Annotated in this window: 14 protein-coding genes; 12 read left to right on the forward strand and 2 right to left on the reverse strand. The window is 67.6% G+C overall.

Going from position 1 to position 14,100, the window contains the following annotated elements; translation table 11 throughout:
- The 5 genes from cobN to cobJ are packed head-to-tail and all read left to right on the forward strand — an operon-like array spanning position 1 to position 6,742.
- Positions 1-3,315, forward strand: coding sequence for a cobaltochelatase subunit CobN (cobN, locus tag ILT44_RS08350; protein WP_204239122.1), 3,315 nt, complete (start codon positions 1-3; stop codon positions 3,313-3,315).
- The gene (gene cobG, locus ILT44_RS08355; RefSeq protein WP_204239123.1) at positions 3,312-4,604 is read left to right on the forward strand and encodes a precorrin-3B synthase; all 1,293 of its coding nucleotides are present in this window, start codon (positions 3,312-3,314) and stop codon (positions 4,602-4,604) included. Before cobN ends, cobG begins: the two co-directional genes overlap by 4 nt.
- Positions 4,601-5,233 (forward strand): precorrin-8X methylmutase, encoded by a 633-nt coding sequence (locus tag ILT44_RS08360; RefSeq protein ID WP_204239124.1) that lies wholly within the window; start codon positions 4,601-4,603, stop codon positions 5,231-5,233. The genes cobG and ILT44_RS08360 overlap by 4 nt, the downstream gene beginning before the upstream one ends.
- A 7-nt stretch (positions 5,234-5,240) precedes the next feature.
- On the forward strand, positions 5,241-5,981 hold the full coding sequence (locus tag ILT44_RS08365; RefSeq protein ID WP_204239125.1) for a precorrin-2 C(20)-methyltransferase: 741 nt from the start codon (positions 5,241-5,243) through the stop codon (positions 5,979-5,981).
- Positions 5,978-6,742, forward strand: a complete 765-nt coding sequence (cobJ, locus tag ILT44_RS08370; protein ID WP_204239126.1) for a precorrin-3B C(17)-methyltransferase — start codon at positions 5,978-5,980, stop codon at positions 6,740-6,742. The genes ILT44_RS08365 and cobJ overlap by 4 nt, the downstream gene beginning before the upstream one ends.
- Here cobJ and ILT44_RS08375 read toward each other — a convergent pair.
- Positions 6,724-7,476 (reverse strand): cobalt-precorrin-6A reductase, encoded by a 753-nt coding sequence (locus tag ILT44_RS08375; protein ID WP_239468015.1) that lies wholly within the window; start codon positions 7,474-7,476, stop codon positions 6,724-6,726. The genes cobJ and ILT44_RS08375 overlap by 19 nt on opposite strands.
- 37 nt (positions 7,477-7,513) lie before the next feature.
- Here ILT44_RS08375 and cbiE point away from each other — a divergent pair, with 37 nt between their 5' ends.
- Genes cbiE through cobM form a run of 3 tightly spaced genes read left to right on the forward strand, consistent with a single transcriptional unit; the run spans position 7,514 to position 9,878 of the window.
- Positions 7,514-8,725: a precorrin-6y C5,15-methyltransferase (decarboxylating) subunit CbiE gene (gene cbiE / locus ILT44_RS08380; protein ID WP_204239128.1), complete on the forward strand. Its 1,212-nt coding sequence runs from the start codon at positions 7,514-7,516 to the stop codon at positions 8,723-8,725.
- On the forward strand, positions 8,722-9,108 hold the full coding sequence (locus ILT44_RS08385; RefSeq protein ID WP_204239129.1) for a cobalamin biosynthesis protein: 387 nt from the start codon (positions 8,722-8,724) through the stop codon (positions 9,106-9,108). Before cbiE ends, ILT44_RS08385 begins: the two co-directional genes overlap by 4 nt.
- The gene (gene cobM / locus ILT44_RS08390) at positions 9,105-9,878 is read left to right on the forward strand and encodes a precorrin-4 C(11)-methyltransferase (protein ID WP_204239130.1); all 774 of its coding nucleotides are present in this window, start codon (positions 9,105-9,107) and stop codon (positions 9,876-9,878) included. The genes ILT44_RS08385 and cobM overlap by 4 nt, the downstream gene beginning before the upstream one ends.
- An 11-nt stretch (positions 9,879-9,889) precedes the next feature.
- On the opposite strand, the gene ILT44_RS08395 is transcribed toward cobM, so the two are convergent.
- Entirely contained in the window at positions 9,890-10,993 is a 1,104-nt protein-coding gene (locus tag ILT44_RS08395) for a cobalt-precorrin-5B (C(1))-methyltransferase (protein ID WP_204239131.1), read from the reverse strand.
- 71 nt (positions 10,994-11,064) lie between these two features.
- Here ILT44_RS08395 and cobA point away from each other — a divergent pair, with 71 nt between their 5' ends.
- The 4 genes from cobA to ILT44_RS08415 all read left to right on the forward strand — a co-directional run bounded on the left by cobA (position 11,065) and on the right by ILT44_RS08415 (position 13,929).
- Positions 11,065-11,859: a uroporphyrinogen-III C-methyltransferase gene (gene cobA / locus ILT44_RS08400; RefSeq protein WP_204239132.1), complete on the forward strand. Its 795-nt coding sequence runs from the start codon at positions 11,065-11,067 to the stop codon at positions 11,857-11,859.
- Positions 11,856-13,178 (forward strand): cobyrinic acid a,c-diamide synthase CobB, encoded by a 1,323-nt coding sequence (locus ILT44_RS08405; RefSeq protein ID WP_204239133.1) that lies wholly within the window; start codon positions 11,856-11,858, stop codon positions 13,176-13,178. The genes cobA and ILT44_RS08405 overlap by 4 nt, the downstream gene beginning before the upstream one ends.
- A gap of 79 nt (positions 13,179-13,257) precedes the next feature.
- Positions 13,258-13,425: a hypothetical protein gene (locus ILT44_RS08410; RefSeq protein WP_204239134.1), complete on the forward strand. Its 168-nt coding sequence runs from the start codon at positions 13,258-13,260 to the stop codon at positions 13,423-13,425.
- Between the two features lie 300 nt (positions 13,426-13,725).
- Positions 13,726-13,929, forward strand: a complete 204-nt coding sequence (locus ILT44_RS08415) for a hypothetical protein (RefSeq protein ID WP_204239135.1) — start codon at positions 13,726-13,728, stop codon at positions 13,927-13,929.
- Positions 13,930-14,100: the final 171 nt, after the last annotated feature.

Genomic DNA, 14,100 nt, shown 5'->3' on the forward strand with positions numbered 1-14,100 from the left:
ATGCATCTCCTTCCGGTCACAGCGATTTCCCTCGAGGAAGGCCAGGAGGCCATCGACCTCCAGCAGCCTCCGGGGGATATCGTCGTCCTCTCCTTCGCGGACAGTGACCTCGGCGCGCTGGCCGCTGCGCAACGGGTGAAGGCGGGCGGCCCGTCGCTCCGCCTCGCTTCCTTACGCCGACTGCGCCATCCTCTTTCCATCGACCTCTACATCGAGAAGACCGCCGCTAAGGCGCGCTTCGTCCTCGTGCGCTGCCTCGGCGGACTCGACTACTGGCGCTACGGCTTGGAGCGGCTGTCGGAAGCGTGCCGATCCCATGGCGTGAAGCTTGCGGTTCTACCCGGAGACGACCGGCCCGATCCACGGCTTGCGTCTTTTGCAACTGTTCCGCAGGCGCTCTGCAACAGCCTGGAAACGTATTTCCAGTCCGGCGGCATCGACAACATGAGGCGGCTTCTCGCGCGCATCGGCGCCGAGATCGGCGAGAGCGAGGCGAGTGTCGAGCTGCCGCATGACGTGCCTCGCGCGTTTGCATGGAAACCGGAAGGCGGCATCGCCGAGCCCGAACCACTGCTCGCCCGCCTCTCGAGCGAACGCCCCCTCGCCTATCTCCTCGTCTATCGCTCTGGCGTGCTCTCTGGCGACACGCAGGCTGTCGAAGCCTTAGCGACAGCACTGCATGAACGCAGCATCGACACGCTCGTGCTTGCGGTATCGAGCCTGAAAGATCCGGAAGCGGTGGCCGTCCTTCGGCGCACGATCCAGACACGCCGCCCCGACGTGATCGTGACGACGACCGCCTTCTCGTCCCGCGACGACGAGAACTTCGTGCTCGACGAAGCCGATTGTCCGATCCTTCAAGCCATTCCGGTCGGCGGCGCGATGGAAGCGTGGGAGGCATCGCCGCGCGGCCTCTCCGCCGCCGATCTTGCCATGCAGATCGCCCTGCCCGAATTCGACGGGCGCATCGCAGCGGGACCCATATCGTTCAAGGCCGAAGAACCTGCTGATCCGGCGCTCGCCTTTTCGCGCCGGGTGCAGGCGCCGGATGTGGCGGGCATCGATGCGGTTGCAGACATGGCCGCCGCATGGGTGCGACTCGCCCGGATGCCGCACCGCGAGCGGAGGCTGGCGCTCGTTCTCTCCGATTATCCTGCGCGCGGCGGCCGCGCCGGTTTCGCGGTCGGGCTCGACACGCCTGACAGCGCCTGCGCGATCCTCGATCTGCTGCGCGACGCCGGCTATCGGGCCGAGCGTAATTTCACGGCCGATGACTTGATGCCGCGCCTAACTGAAGGCGAGGAGGTCTTCGACGTTCCGCTGCCTCTCTATCGCGCATGGCTCGACACGCTGCCTTCGGAGCAACGGGCTGCCATCGACGAGCGCTGGGGCTGCGTCCACAACGATCCGTCATTCGCGCACGATGTTTTCCGCTTCCGCGCCATGCGTGCCGGCAACGTGCTCGTCGCCCTTCAGCCTGATCGTGGCCACGGACTCGACCGCAAGGGCTACTACCACGATCCCGAATGCCCCCCAAGCCATGGCTATCTTGCCTTCTATTGCGGATTGCGAACGATCGAGAACATTCACGCCCTCGTGCACCTGGGCACCCACGGCACCACCGAGTGGCTGCCAGGCAAGGCGGTGGCGCTCTCGGGCCGGTGCTGGCCGCGTCTTGCCGTCGGCCCGTTGCCGGTGATCTATCCCTTCATCGTCGACGATCCGGGCGAAGCCGCTCCGGCCAAACGCCGCATCGGCGCCGTGACAATCGGCCATCTCACGCCGCAGACGGGCGACGCCGGCCTGCACGGGGAGGCCGCAGCCCTGCGTGAACTGGTGGAGGAATTCTCTTCAGCCCAGGTGCTTCATCCGGGGCGCGCCGCGCTTGTCGCAAGCGAGATTCTTGAGCGCGCACGAGCGAGCGGACTGGCCGCGGCCTGCGGCGTCGATGACGGCATGCCGATGGATGAAGCATTGACGCGCCTCGATGCGCATCTCTGCGATCTCGGCGAGGTGACGATCCGCGAAGGCCTGCACGTTTTCGGCAGCGCCCCTGAGGGTTTCGAAGCATGTGCTGCCGGTGAGCGCCACGGGTTGCTGAACGCTCTCGACGGCCGCTTCGTAGTGCCCGGCCCCTCAGGTTCGCCCTCCCGCGGGCAAACCGACGTCATGCCTACGGGGCGCAATCTCGCGACGCTCGACCCCCGGTCAATCCCGACCCGCGCCGCCACCGAACTCGGCTGGCGCGCCGCGGCGGAGGTCGTGCGCCGCCACCTGCAGGAGCAAGGCGATTGGCCGCGCCGGATCGTGATGGACCTTTGGGCCTCGCCGACCCTGCGCTCCGGCGGTGAGGACATCGCCCATGCGCTTGCGCTCATGGGCGTGCGACCGACCTGGGACCATGCCTCGACCCGCGTCACCGGCTTCGAGATCGTGCCGCAGCCGTTGCTCGACCGGCCCCGCGCCGATGTGACGATCCGTGTCTCCGGCGCCTTCCGGGATACGTTCCCTGACCAGATTGCGCTGCTCGATCAGGCCGCCCGCGCGGTTGCCGCGCTCAGCGAGGACGATGAGTGGAACGAGCTCGCCGCCGCGCGCCGACGCGGCGCGGCGCTCGCCCGCGTATTCGGCTCCGCACCCGGCACCTATGGCGCAGGCGTTTCGGCGCAGGCCCTCGACGGCGAATGGATGACGAAGGACGATCTCGGCCGCACCTATCTCGAAAGCACCTCGCATGCGTTCGGCTCCGGCGGCGAGGCACGGGCCGATGAGAGTTTCCCGCAACGCGTCGAACAGGCCGAAGCCTTCGTGCATGTGAGCGACGTGGCCGAACGGGATATTCTCGATGGCGATTCCGCCGCCGATGCCATCGGCGGCTTTGCGGCAGCGGCGCAGACCTTTGGTGCCTCGCCTGCCCTCTACAGCCTCGACACGAGCCGCCCGCAGCAGCCGAAAGCTCGTACTCTGACGGAAGATGTCGATCGTCTCGTGCGCGGCCGCCTGACGAACCCGCGCTGGATCGAGGGCCAGCTTCGGCACGGCTGGCGCGGCGCAGCGGAGATCGTACAGGGAGTGGATGCGCTCTTTGCTTTCGCGGCCACGACGGACGCCGTTCCCGCCGCGACTCTCGATCTCGTCTTTACGGCGCTGATGGCCGATGAGCCAACCTGGCAGCAGATCTCAGCCGCCAACCCTGCCGCCGCGCAGGCCATCCGCGACCGCCTGGCCGATGCACGCCGGCGCGGCCTATGGGAGAGCCGCCTCAATTCCGTTGCAGCCTTCTTCGACGATGAGCGAAAGGAGGCCGCCGAATGAACCCACAGCCGATCAGCGAAAGGCGTCGGGGCTGGTGCCCGGGCGTGCGCCGCCCGATGGAGACCGGCGACGGGCTGCTCGTGCGCCTGCATCCGTTCGGCGGCAGGCTTACGGCCGATCAGGCGCGCCTCATTGCGGGGGCTGCACGCGAGAACGGCAACGGCGATCTCGACATCACCGCCCGCGGCAACCTGCAGATCCGCGGCGTGAGCGAGGAGAGCCATCCAGAGTTGCTCGCCCTCCTCGAACGCGAGGGCCTGGCCGAGCCGGAGGGTGACGGTCCGAACAGACTGACCGTCATGTCGCCGCTGACAGGCCCGGATCATGGCGATGTGCTCGACCTGGCCCAAGAGATTGAAGACAGAGCCGTTCCTCTGCACGGTTTGCCTGGAAAATTCTTCGTCACCGTCGACGATGGCGGCCCGATGCCTCTCGATGCCCTTGGCGCCGATCTTCACGTTGTCGCGACAGGCGAAGACTTTGCCATCGCTTTCGGCAGCGCCGAGCCAAAGGGGCTGCAATGGATAGGCACAGCCAGCCCCGTCCGCGCTGACGATGCTATCCTCTTCATCCTGGCAGACTTTGCGCAGATGAGAATCGAGGGCAGAACGCGGGCGCGCAGGCTGCGCGATCTCGAACCTGCTCTTGCCGCGGAACTCGCGGCTTCGGCCGAACTCTCGCCCGCGACGCCGCCCCTCGAACGTCCATCAGCTCCGCGGGCCGGCTCGTTCCAGATACGGCACGGGCATGCCGTCCTTCTGGCGCTTCCCTTCGGCCGCTGCAGCGCCGCGCAGCTGGATCAGGCCGCTCAATGGAGCGAGCGCTTGGGCCAAGGCGAAATCCGCCTGTCCTTCACGCGCGGCATCCTGGTGCCGGGCATTGCAGGTGAGCATGTCCTGACACTGCTTGCGGAAGCCTCCCGAGCCGGCTTCATCACCGACGGCGATGACCCGCGCCTGTCATTGATCGCCTGCCCCGGCAGGCAGGGCTGCGGCAGCGCATTGACCCCCGCTCCCGCCGATGCGCTGCGGATCGCGGAGTCCTGCGCGGACATTCTCAAGGACGGCGCCATTCTTCACGTCTCGGGCTGTCCGAAAGGCTGCGCTCATCCGGGCAGGGCCGAACTCACGCTGGTAGGCCGCGAGGATGGCCGCTATGACGTCGTGCCCAACGGCTCCACCCGCGATGCGGCCTCCCTTCATCTTTCAGTCGACGATCTCATGACCCGCTTATTGCCTTTGGCCACTCTGGACGACCTGCGCCGCACGTTTGCGGAGGACGCGCAATGAGCCCATCCCGCGACTACATCCGCGAGGGCGCGGAGATCTACCGCCGCTCGTTCGCGATCATCCGGTCCGAGGCCGACCTGTCGCGTTTTTCCGGCACCGCCGAGCGCGTCGTCGTGCGCATGATCCATGCATGCGGCATGACGGACCTGCCACGCGACATCGATCTTTCGCCCGATTTTGCAGAAGCTGCCGAAGCGGCCCTCAGGCGCGGCGCACCGATCCTGTGCGACGCCAAGATGGTGGCGAACGGCATCACCCGCGCGAGGCTTCCGGCGAATAACGAGGTGATCTGCACGCTGGACGATCCGCGCGTTCCCGCGCTCGCAACCGAGCTCGGCAACACCCGCTCGGCCGCTGCCATGAAGTTGTGGCGCGAGCGGCTCGAGGGTGCGCTCGTGGTGTTCGGCAACGCCCCCACCGCCCTCTTTCATCTGCTCGAATTGCTCGATGCGGGCGCCCCGAAGCCTGCCGCCGTGATCGGCATTCCGGTCGGCTTCATTGGCGCAGCAGAGTCCAAGGAGGCGCTGGCCCGGGACGGACGGGTGCCATATCTCGTCGTCCACGGCCGGCGCGGCGGCAGCGCCATGGCGGCGGCTGCCGTCAATGCTCTCGCAAACCCGGTCGAGTGAGGTGGGCATGACTGAACACACCGCCCGCTTCTTCGGTTTGGGCCTCGGCCCCGGCGATCCGGACTACATGACCGTGCGCGCCCGCAAGGTGCTGGAGAGCGCCGATAGGCTCGTTCATTTCTGCAAACGCGGACGGCGCGGCAATGCGCGCACCATCGCGGATGCCGTGGTCGGCCAGAGCCCCGAGCGGGAAATCGCCCTCGTGTATCCGGTGACGACCGAGATTCCAGCCGACCACCCCGAGTATGCCGCAGCCCTCAACCCGTTCTACGAGGAAGCGGCGTCACGGCTTCTCGCCGAGGTCGAGGCGGGACGCACCGTCGCCGTTCTGTGCGAGGGCGACCCGTTCTTCTACGGCTCCTTCATGCATTTGTGGTGGCGCCTGAAGGACAAGGTGCCGACCGAGGTCGTGCCCGCCGTCTCCGGAATGTCGGGCGCCTGGACCCGCGCCGGCGCGCCGATCACCTGGGGTGACGACGTGCTGACGGTCTTGCCCGGAACGCTATCCGAGGCGGAGCTGACGCGCCGTCTGTCAGGAACCGATGCCGCCGTGGTGATGAAGCTCGGACGCAACCTGCCGAAGGTGCGTGCGGCGATCTCCGCCGCAGGTCTCCTGGAGCGCGCGATCTATGTGGAGCGCGCCACCATGGCGCAGGAGAAGATCGTTCCGCTGCCCGATCTGCCTGAGGATTTCGACGCGCCGTACTTCTCGCTCATCATCGTGCCGGGGCAAGGGAGGCGCGTATGACGGGCCTCGTCACCATCGTGGGCCTCGGTCCCGGCGATCCGCGTCTTCTGACGCCGGCTGCCTCGGAGGCGCTCGCCTCCGCCACGGACCTCGTCGGCTATGGCCCCTATGTGGACCGCGCGCCGGAATGGCCCGGCCAGCGCCGCCATTCATCGGACAATCGCGTCGAACTCGACCGAGCGCGCTTTGCCCTCGATCTCGCGACGAAGGGTGCGCACGTCGCCGTGATATCGGGCGGCGATCCCGGTGTATTCGCCATGGCAGCGGCCGTGTTCGAGGCGGTGGAAAATGGCGATCCCTCCTGGCGCAGCCTCGACATCCGCGTGGAGCCCGGCATCACGGCGATGCTCGCGGCGGCCGCCCGCGTCGGCGCACCTCTCGGCGGCGATTTCTGCGCCATGTCACTCTCGGACAATCTCAAGCCCTGGGAAACCATCGAAGCGCGGCTGCGCGCGGCGCTCACGGCGGATTTCGTGGTGGCGCTCTACAACCCGATTTCCTCAGCCCGCCCCTGGCAGCTTGGCGCAGCCTTCAAGATTGTCGCAGAGACGCGCGAGCCGGACACGCCGATCATCCTGGCACGGGCCGTCATGCGGCCGGACGAGCGCATCAGGATCCTCCCACTCTCGGAAGTGGAGGCTTCCATGGCCGATATGTCGACAATCGTGATGATCGGCGCGAGCACCACGCGGCTGATCGAGCGGCCTGAGGGCCAAGCGCCTTACGTCTACACGCCGCGCTACTATGGGGTGCGCCCGTGACGGCGCTCGAGCCAATCGAAGGCTGCTTCGGCGGTGGCGACTTCCTCCACGCCGCTGGGCTTTTTCGGCCGTGCGACGACGATGACAGGAAGGCCGAGATCTCGCGCCGCCGCGATCTTCGGATAGGTCGCGGCACCGCCGGAATTCTTCGTCACCACAACGTCAATGCGCTCGCGCTCCATGAGCGCCCGCTCGGCCGCCTCGCCGAAAGGCGCGCGGTCCCGGATCGCGATGACGTTCGGCACCGGCAGCGCATCGCCGATGGGTTCGATGGTGCGCACGAGATAGATGTGCTGCGGCGCGGCGGCGAAAGGCGGGAGTTCGAGACGACCCACAGTCAGGAAGACGCGGCGGGGAGTGTCCCCCAATGCACGAACGGCCTCCTCCATCGATGCGACCTCGATCCAGCGGTCGCCCTCCTGTTGCCTCCAGGCCGGGCGTCGCAGGGCAAGCAGCGGAACGCTCGCATTTGCGCAGGCCTGCGCCGCATTGCGGGACATCACGGCCGCGAAGGGATGGGTCGCGTCGATCACCGCCTCGATCCGCTCCTCGCGCAGATAAAGCGCAAGGCCTTCCACGCCGCCGAAGCCGCCGATGCGGGTCGGGATCGGCAGGGGCCGTGGGTCGCTGGTGCGTCCGGCCATGGACAGGACAGGGCTGAAGTCGGATCGGCCGGCAAGAAGCGCCGCAAGTGCGGAGGCCTCCGTCGTACCGCCCAGAACGAGAATGCGCATGCGCCCCTTTTCCCTGAAATCTGATGCGGAGTCGAGCATGACGAAGGCTCCCTGGCTCACCATCATCGGCATCGGCGAAACCGGACGCGCCGGGCTCTCCCCTGCGGCCCTTGAGGCTCTCGACGGGGCGGAGTTCGTGATCGGCGGCGCGCGGCATCTCACTCTTGCGGCACCGCTGTCCGGAAAGACGCAGACCTGGCCGAGCCCCTTTGCGGAGGGATACCCCCTGATCCTCGCCCGCCGGGGCGAGCCGACCTGCGTGCTCGCAACGGGCGATCCATTCCATTTCGGAGTCGGTGCGGAACTCGCCCGTCTCATTCCGTCCGACGAAATCGTCTGCTTCCCGCAACCCTCCGCCTTCAGCCTTGCCGCCGCGCGGATGGGCTGGTCGCTGCCGGATTGCGATTGCATCAGCCTTCACGGTCGTGCGCTGGAGCGGATCATCCCTTCTCTGCAACCGGGCGCGCAGCTTCTTGTGCTGTCCTGGGACGGCTCGACACCGGGCAAGCTCGCCGAGCTACTGAAAGCCCGTGGACTCGGAGCCTCGACCATCACGGTCCTGGAAGCCATGGGCGGCCCGCGCGAGCGCATCCGCCAGGCTGCGGCAGACACCTTCGACATCGCTGACATCAACCCGCTCAACACCGTCGCGATCGAGATTGTGGCATCGCGGGATGCCCGCATCGTCCCCCTCGCGCCCGGTCTTCCCGATTCTTGGTTCGAGAACGACGGTCAGCTCACGAAGGCGGAGATCCGCGCGCTGACATTGGCGGCGCTGGCACCGAAAGCCGGCGAGCTTCTGTGGGACATCGGCCTGGGCGCGGGCTCCGTCGGCATCGAATGGTGCCTGCGCCAACCGCGCAATCGCTGCATCGGGATCGAGGAGCGGCCGGAGCGCGCCGAACGTGCGCAGCGCAACGCGCTGGAGCTGGGTGCGACGGCACTGGACATCCGCATCGGACGGGCGCCCGAAGCGCTGGCCGATCTGCCGGTGCCGGACGCGATCTTCATCGGCGGCGGGGTATCGGAGCCCGGCGTGTTCGATGCGGCATGGACAGCGCTGAAATCCGGAGGGCGTCTCGTCGTCAACGCCGTGACGCTGGAGACCGAGACGCTGCTCGGCACGCTTTATGCGCGTCATGGCGGCAGCATGCGGCGCTTGGCGCTCTCGCGTCTGGAGCGTGTCGGCGGCATGCACGGCTGGCGGGCGGCGATGCCCGTTACGCAATGGGTGGTGACAAAGCCATGATCGTCGCAGGAGTAGGGTTCAGGCGCGGCGTCGCCGCCGATGAGATCGTGGCGCTGGTCGAGCAGGCGCTGGAGCGTGCCGCTCTTGCAACGGATGCGCTGGGCAAGCTCGCCACCGTCGAGGCCCTGGCCGCCCTGCCCGCCTTCACGGAAGCCGCGCGCCGGCTCGACGTCGTCGCTTCACCGGTTGCCGAACCCGACCTGTCCGCAGCGGCTCCCCGCCTGCGCACGCAATCGGCCCGATCCATCGCCGCGCATGGCGTCGGATCGGTAGCGGAAGCCGCCGCCCTTGGAGCGGCAGGCCCCGGTGCGCAGCTCATCCTGGAGCGCATCGCCTCGGCCTCCGCCACCTGCGCGCTCGCGCGTATGGAGACCCGCTCATGACCGTGCATTTCATCGGGGCAGGCCCCGGCGCCGCCGATCTCATCACCGTGCGCGGACGCGCACTCATCGAGCGCTGTCCCGTCTGCCTCTATGCCGGCTCCATCGTGCCGCCGGAGATCCTGTCCTGGTGCCCGCCCGGGGCGCGGCGCGTCGACACGGCGCCTCTCGATCTCGATGCGATCACAGCGGAATACGTGCGGGCGCACGAGCGCGGCGAAGACGTGGCGCGGCTCCATTCCGGCGATCTTTCGATCTGGAGCGCCATGGGTGAGCAGCTGCGCCGGCTCGATACCCGCGGCATCCCCTACACGATCACGCCTGGCGTTCCGGCCTTCGCGGCAGCCGCCGCAGCGCTCGGGCGCGAACTGACGGTGCCGGAAGTCGGGCAGTCGGTGATCCTGACGCGCACCTCCGGCCGGGCGTCCGCCATGCCGGAGACGGAGCGGCTCGCCACCTTCGCGCTGACGAAGGCGACGCTCGCCATTCACCTGTCGATCCACGTGATCGAGCAGGTGGTCGAGGAGCTGCTGCCCGCCTACGGCGCCGATTGCCCGGCAGCAGTGGTCTGGCGCGCCTCATGGCCGGACGAGCGGGTGATCAAGGGCACGCTGTCCACCATTGCCGCCATGGTCCGTGCGGAAAAGCTGGAACGCACGGCGCTGATCCTCGTGGGGTGGACACTGGAGGCGAAAGACTTCCGCGACAGCGCCCTCTACTCGACCGATTACGACAGGCGTTTCCGAACCAGCGCCCAGGAGGGCCGCCGATGAGCGGCGCGGCCTCAGGCAACGGGATGGAACGGCACGCGGCCGACGAGCTGTCCGTAGCGGTCGAACACGATGATTTCGAGAGCAATGTTCGCGCCACGCAGCGCTTTGGCGGCCGTCTGCCATGCATGCTGCGCCACTATGTCGGCAAGAGGAAGGCCGAGGTTTTTGGCTGTCTCCAGCACTTCGAGCGCCGTGTTGGCGCCACGCGCCTGCTCGGCGATGAAGGGCTCGGCACCGGCTTCGAGCAAGCGCCCGGACAGCCAAGCGAGATCAACCGCGCCAGACCGCGAATGCAGGTCGAGCAGGCCCTGACCGAGCTTGGTCATCTTGGCGATGCCACCGGCAATGGTGACTTTCGGAACCGGGTTGCGGCGCAGGTATTTCAGCATGCCGCCGGCAAAGTCGCCCATGTCGATGAGGGCGTGGTCCGGCAGGTTGTAAAGAGACTGGACCGCCTTCTCGGACGTGGAGCCCGTGGCGCCTGCGACATGGTCGAGGCCTCCGGCGCGGGCCACGTCGATGCCGCGATAGATGCTGTGAATCCAGGACGAGCAGGAATAAGGAATCACGACGCCGGTCGTGCCGAGGATCGACAGCCCGCCCACGATGCCGAGGCGTGGGTTGAGGGTCTTCCTGGCAAGCGCCTCGCCGCCGGGAATGGCGATTTCGACCTCGATGTCCGTGGGTCCGCCGACGCTGCGGGCGGCCTCTTCCAAGTTGTCGCGGATCATCTGGCGCGGCACGGGATTGATGGCGGGCTCGCCCGGAGGCAGGGGGAGGCCTGCACGGGTGACGGTGCCCACCCCCTCGCCCGCCCGGAATGTCACGCCCGAACCCGGCGCACCGGCGCGGATGGTTGTGATCACCAAGGCGCCATGGGTCACGTCGGGATCGTCGCCTGCATCCTTGACGACACCAGCCCGCGCGCCGCCTTCGACAGGCTCCGTCAGCGCCAGGGAAAAGGCTGGCCGCGCTCCGCCCGGGAGCACGATCTCGACAGGATCGGGATAATCGCCCGTCTGCCAGCCGAGATACGCCGCCCTGGCCGCCGCCGTGGCGCAGGCGCCCGTGGTCCAGCCACGGCGCAACGATCCGGCGGGTTTACTCTCGTCCATAGGCTCTCTTACATCGTCCCCATGAATTCCAACAGCCATCTCGGGATGGCCGGTCACGATCGGAGCTTCGCATGACCGCCCTCTCCCGCCTCTCGCCGCCCTTTGCTCCCGGCACAGTCTGGCTCGTCGGCGCAGGTCCGGGCGATCCCGGCCTGCTTACGGTCCATGCTCTCAATGCCTTGGCGAAGGCGGATGTGATCGTCTACGACGCCCTCGTCGACCCTGCCGTCCTGTCCTTCGCCGGTGAAGGGGCCGAGCTTGAATTTGCAGGCAAGCGCGGCGGCAGGCCCTCGGCCGTCCAGCGGGACATATCCGAGCGGCTGATCCAGCTCGCCCGCGCGGGCAAGCGCGTGCTGCGGCTCAAAGGCGGCGACCCCTTCATCTTCGGGCGCGGCGGCGAGGAGGCCTTGGCCCTGTCGGAGGCAGGCATCCCGTTCCGCATCATCCCCGGCGTGTCGAGCGGGCTCGCCTCGCTCGCCATACACGGCGTGCCGGCGACCCTGCGCAGGACCAACCACGCCGTGATCCTCGCCACCGGCCACCCGGCTCCGGATGCGGAAATCGAATGGACGTCGCTTGCCCGCACGGGCGCGCCGATCGTGCTCTACATGGCCGTGTCGAGCCTCCCCTCCATCGTGGAGGGCCTCATGAAAGGCGGCCTTGCCGGCGACACGCCGGCGCTTGCCGTGCATGGCGCCACGACCGCCAAGGAGAGCGTCGTGGAGGGGACGCTGGAGACCCTGCCGCGGCTTGCCGAGGAAGGGCTTATCCGCTCGCCAGCCATCGTGGCCATCGGCGCCATCGCGGCCTTCCGCTCGGCCATTGCCAACCATCTGCTCGAGTTCGGAAGCGAGGCGGCGCAGTGAGTTTGAGCCCCGGCCTTCTCGTCGCCGCGCCCCGCTCGGGATCCGGCAAGACGACCGTCGTGCTCGGCCTCCAGCGGGCGCTCGCCCGCCGGGGCCTGCGCGTACGCGGCGTGAAATGCGGTCCCGATTACATCGATCCGGCCTTCCACGCGGCGGCGACCGGCACCCCGAGCTTCAACCTCGACAGCTTCGCCATGAGCGGGCCGCTTCTCGGATCGATTGCAGCGCAGGCTGCCGGCGACGCCGACCTCGTGATTGCGGAAGGCTCGATGGGTCTCTTCGACGGCATCCGCCAGGAGACCGGACGCACGGGCGCGAGCGCCGACATCGCAGTCCTCTTCGGCTGGCCGGTGATCCTCGTCCTCGACGTGTCGGGACACGCGCAATCGGCCGCTGCCGTCGCGCTCGGATGCGCGCGCTTCGACCCGCGGATCGACGTGGTCGGCGTGGTGCTGAACAAGGTCGCGAGCGAGCGCCACAGGAGGCTGGTGGAGGACGGCATGGCGCGCATCGGCCTGCCCGTCCTCGGTGGCCTCATGCGCAACGCCGAGCTGACCCTGCCCGAACGCCATCTCGGCCTCGTTCAGGCGGGCGAGACCGAGGAACTCGACGGGCGACTTGAGCGTCTGGCCGATGCGATGGAAGGCGCCATCGATCTTGATCGACTCGTCGCGCTCGCCCGGCCGACGCAGATCACGACGCGTGACGGCGCGGTGCCCCTGCCTCCTCCGGGCCAGCGCATCGCACTGGCCTCCGACCGGGCCTTCTCCTTCGTCTATCCGCATGTGCTCGCCGGATGGCGCGAGGCGGGGGCCGAGATCGTGACCTTCTCCCCATTGGCCGATGAGCCACCTCCCTCAGGCTGCGATGTCTGCTGGCTCCCCGGAGGGTACCCGGAGCTCCATGCGGGTCGCATCGCCGGCGCCCAGCATTTCTTCGAAGGTTTGCGAAGCTTTGCCGAAAGCCGCCCGGTTCATGGGGAATGCGGAGGCTACATGGTGCTGGGGCAGTCCTTGGAAGACGGGTACGGCCATATCCATCCCATGGCGGGCCTCCTGCCGGTCGAGACGAGCTATGCCAAGCGCAAGATGCATCTCGGTTACCGGGTCGCGCATCTCGTCCATGGCGGGGTGATGGGACCGGCAGGTCAACGCCTCGTCGGCCATGAATTCCACTATGCCTCGGTCACGCAGAGCGATCCCGCGCGAGAGACGGCTTTCGCCATGGTCCAGGATGCGGAAGGGAACGACCTCGGCACCGCCGGCCATCGGCGCGGCCTCGTCACGGGCAGCTTCTTTCACGCTATCGCGCAAGGATAGCGGATCCTCGGCCTCCAAGCTGGTCCGTGAACCTCTCCGGAGCCGGAGAGTTGAACAGGACCATGAGAGGAGACTATCCATGCGTCTGAGAGTGATTCTGCCCCTGGCCGCCCTGCTCGCCCTGTCTGCCTGCGGCGAGGACGGGCCGAACGAGACCGGCAGCACGGACAACACCAATCAGCCCGCCAAGACGATGCCCGCAAATCCCGCCGCTCCCAGCCAGCCTGCAGGGCCGCCTGCACAGTAGGCTGATCATCATCGGTTTCCCGCTTGGGATGATGGCCAGCCGACCCAACCCCACTGCAGGTAATTTTATCCCATGTTAATGCGCCGGCATCTCATCCGCGTCTACTTGATGAATGCATGCTGGATCGGGGACGGCATCATGCCGCGGCACCGGCCGAAGTGATGAATTGTCATCGTTTCGCCTCAGGCTTCCTCCCTAATCCCGCGCGAAAGCTAGAAGAGGGCCGAGGAGGACATCCGAGCTTGACGGTTCGAACCGTCAAGCTCCTGTCCATCGCACCCGAGGGCATTGGAGGCGCCGATGAAAGAGGCATTCCAGATCGGACAGCTTGTCCGCATCACAAGACCTGCTTCGGGTTACGCGGATCATCGCACCTATTGCATCGTCTGCCTGGTGTCGAAGGCCGAGGAATACGCGGTTTATCGGGTCAAGAACACGGTCGGTGTCGAGCGCCTCGTGAGGGCCGACGAGATCGAGCCGGCGGCCCTCACGGCGGTGCCCTAGAAAGCTCAATCCGAACTTTGTCCCGGAAGCTGCCGGAAATTGCCTCCGGCAGCCTTATTAGCCCATGGTAGCGGGTGCCCGCACCTTGCTCTCTCCTGACCGGCGCGACAGAATACCTCCCAACGAAGCCCGCGATGGGCAGCCGGCTTGAGACCGGCGAGGTGCATGCGC

The organism is Microvirga arvi, assembly GCF_016892765.1.
Classification (GTDB): Bacteria; Pseudomonadota; Alphaproteobacteria; order Rhizobiales; family Beijerinckiaceae; genus Microvirga; species Microvirga arvi.

Coding starts and splice junctions, on each gene's coding strand:
- ILT44_RS08395 (WP_204239131.1), bottom strand. CDS start 10,993: ATGGACGAGAGTAAACCCGCCGGATCGTTGCGCCGTGGCTGGACCACG.
- cobJ (WP_204239126.1), top strand. CDS start 5,978: ATGACGGGCCTCGTCACCATCGTGGGCCTCGGTCCCGGCGATCCGCGT.
- cobN (WP_204239122.1), top strand. CDS start 1: ATGCATCTCCTTCCGGTCACAGCGATTTCCCTCGAGGAAGGCCAGGAG.
- ILT44_RS08415 (WP_204239135.1), top strand. CDS start 13,726: ATGAAAGAGGCATTCCAGATCGGACAGCTTGTCCGCATCACAAGACCT.
- ILT44_RS08365 (WP_204239125.1), top strand. CDS start 5,241: ATGACTGAACACACCGCCCGCTTCTTCGGTTTGGGCCTCGGCCCCGGC.
- ILT44_RS08360 (WP_204239124.1), top strand. CDS start 4,601: ATGAGCCCATCCCGCGACTACATCCGCGAGGGCGCGGAGATCTACCGC.
- cobA (WP_204239132.1), top strand. CDS start 11,065: ATGACCGCCCTCTCCCGCCTCTCGCCGCCCTTTGCTCCCGGCACAGTC.
- ILT44_RS08410 (WP_204239134.1), top strand. CDS start 13,258: ATGCGTCTGAGAGTGATTCTGCCCCTGGCCGCCCTGCTCGCCCTGTCT.
- ILT44_RS08375 (WP_239468015.1), bottom strand. CDS start 7,476: ATGCGCATTCTCGTTCTGGGCGGTACGACGGAGGCCTCCGCACTTGCG.
- cobM (WP_204239130.1), top strand. CDS start 9,105: ATGACCGTGCATTTCATCGGGGCAGGCCCCGGCGCCGCCGATCTCATC.
- cobG (WP_204239123.1), top strand. CDS start 3,312: ATGAACCCACAGCCGATCAGCGAAAGGCGTCGGGGCTGGTGCCCGGGC.
- cbiE (WP_204239128.1), top strand. CDS start 7,514: ATGACGAAGGCTCCCTGGCTCACCATCATCGGCATCGGCGAAACCGGA.
- ILT44_RS08385 (WP_204239129.1), top strand. CDS start 8,722: ATGATCGTCGCAGGAGTAGGGTTCAGGCGCGGCGTCGCCGCCGATGAG.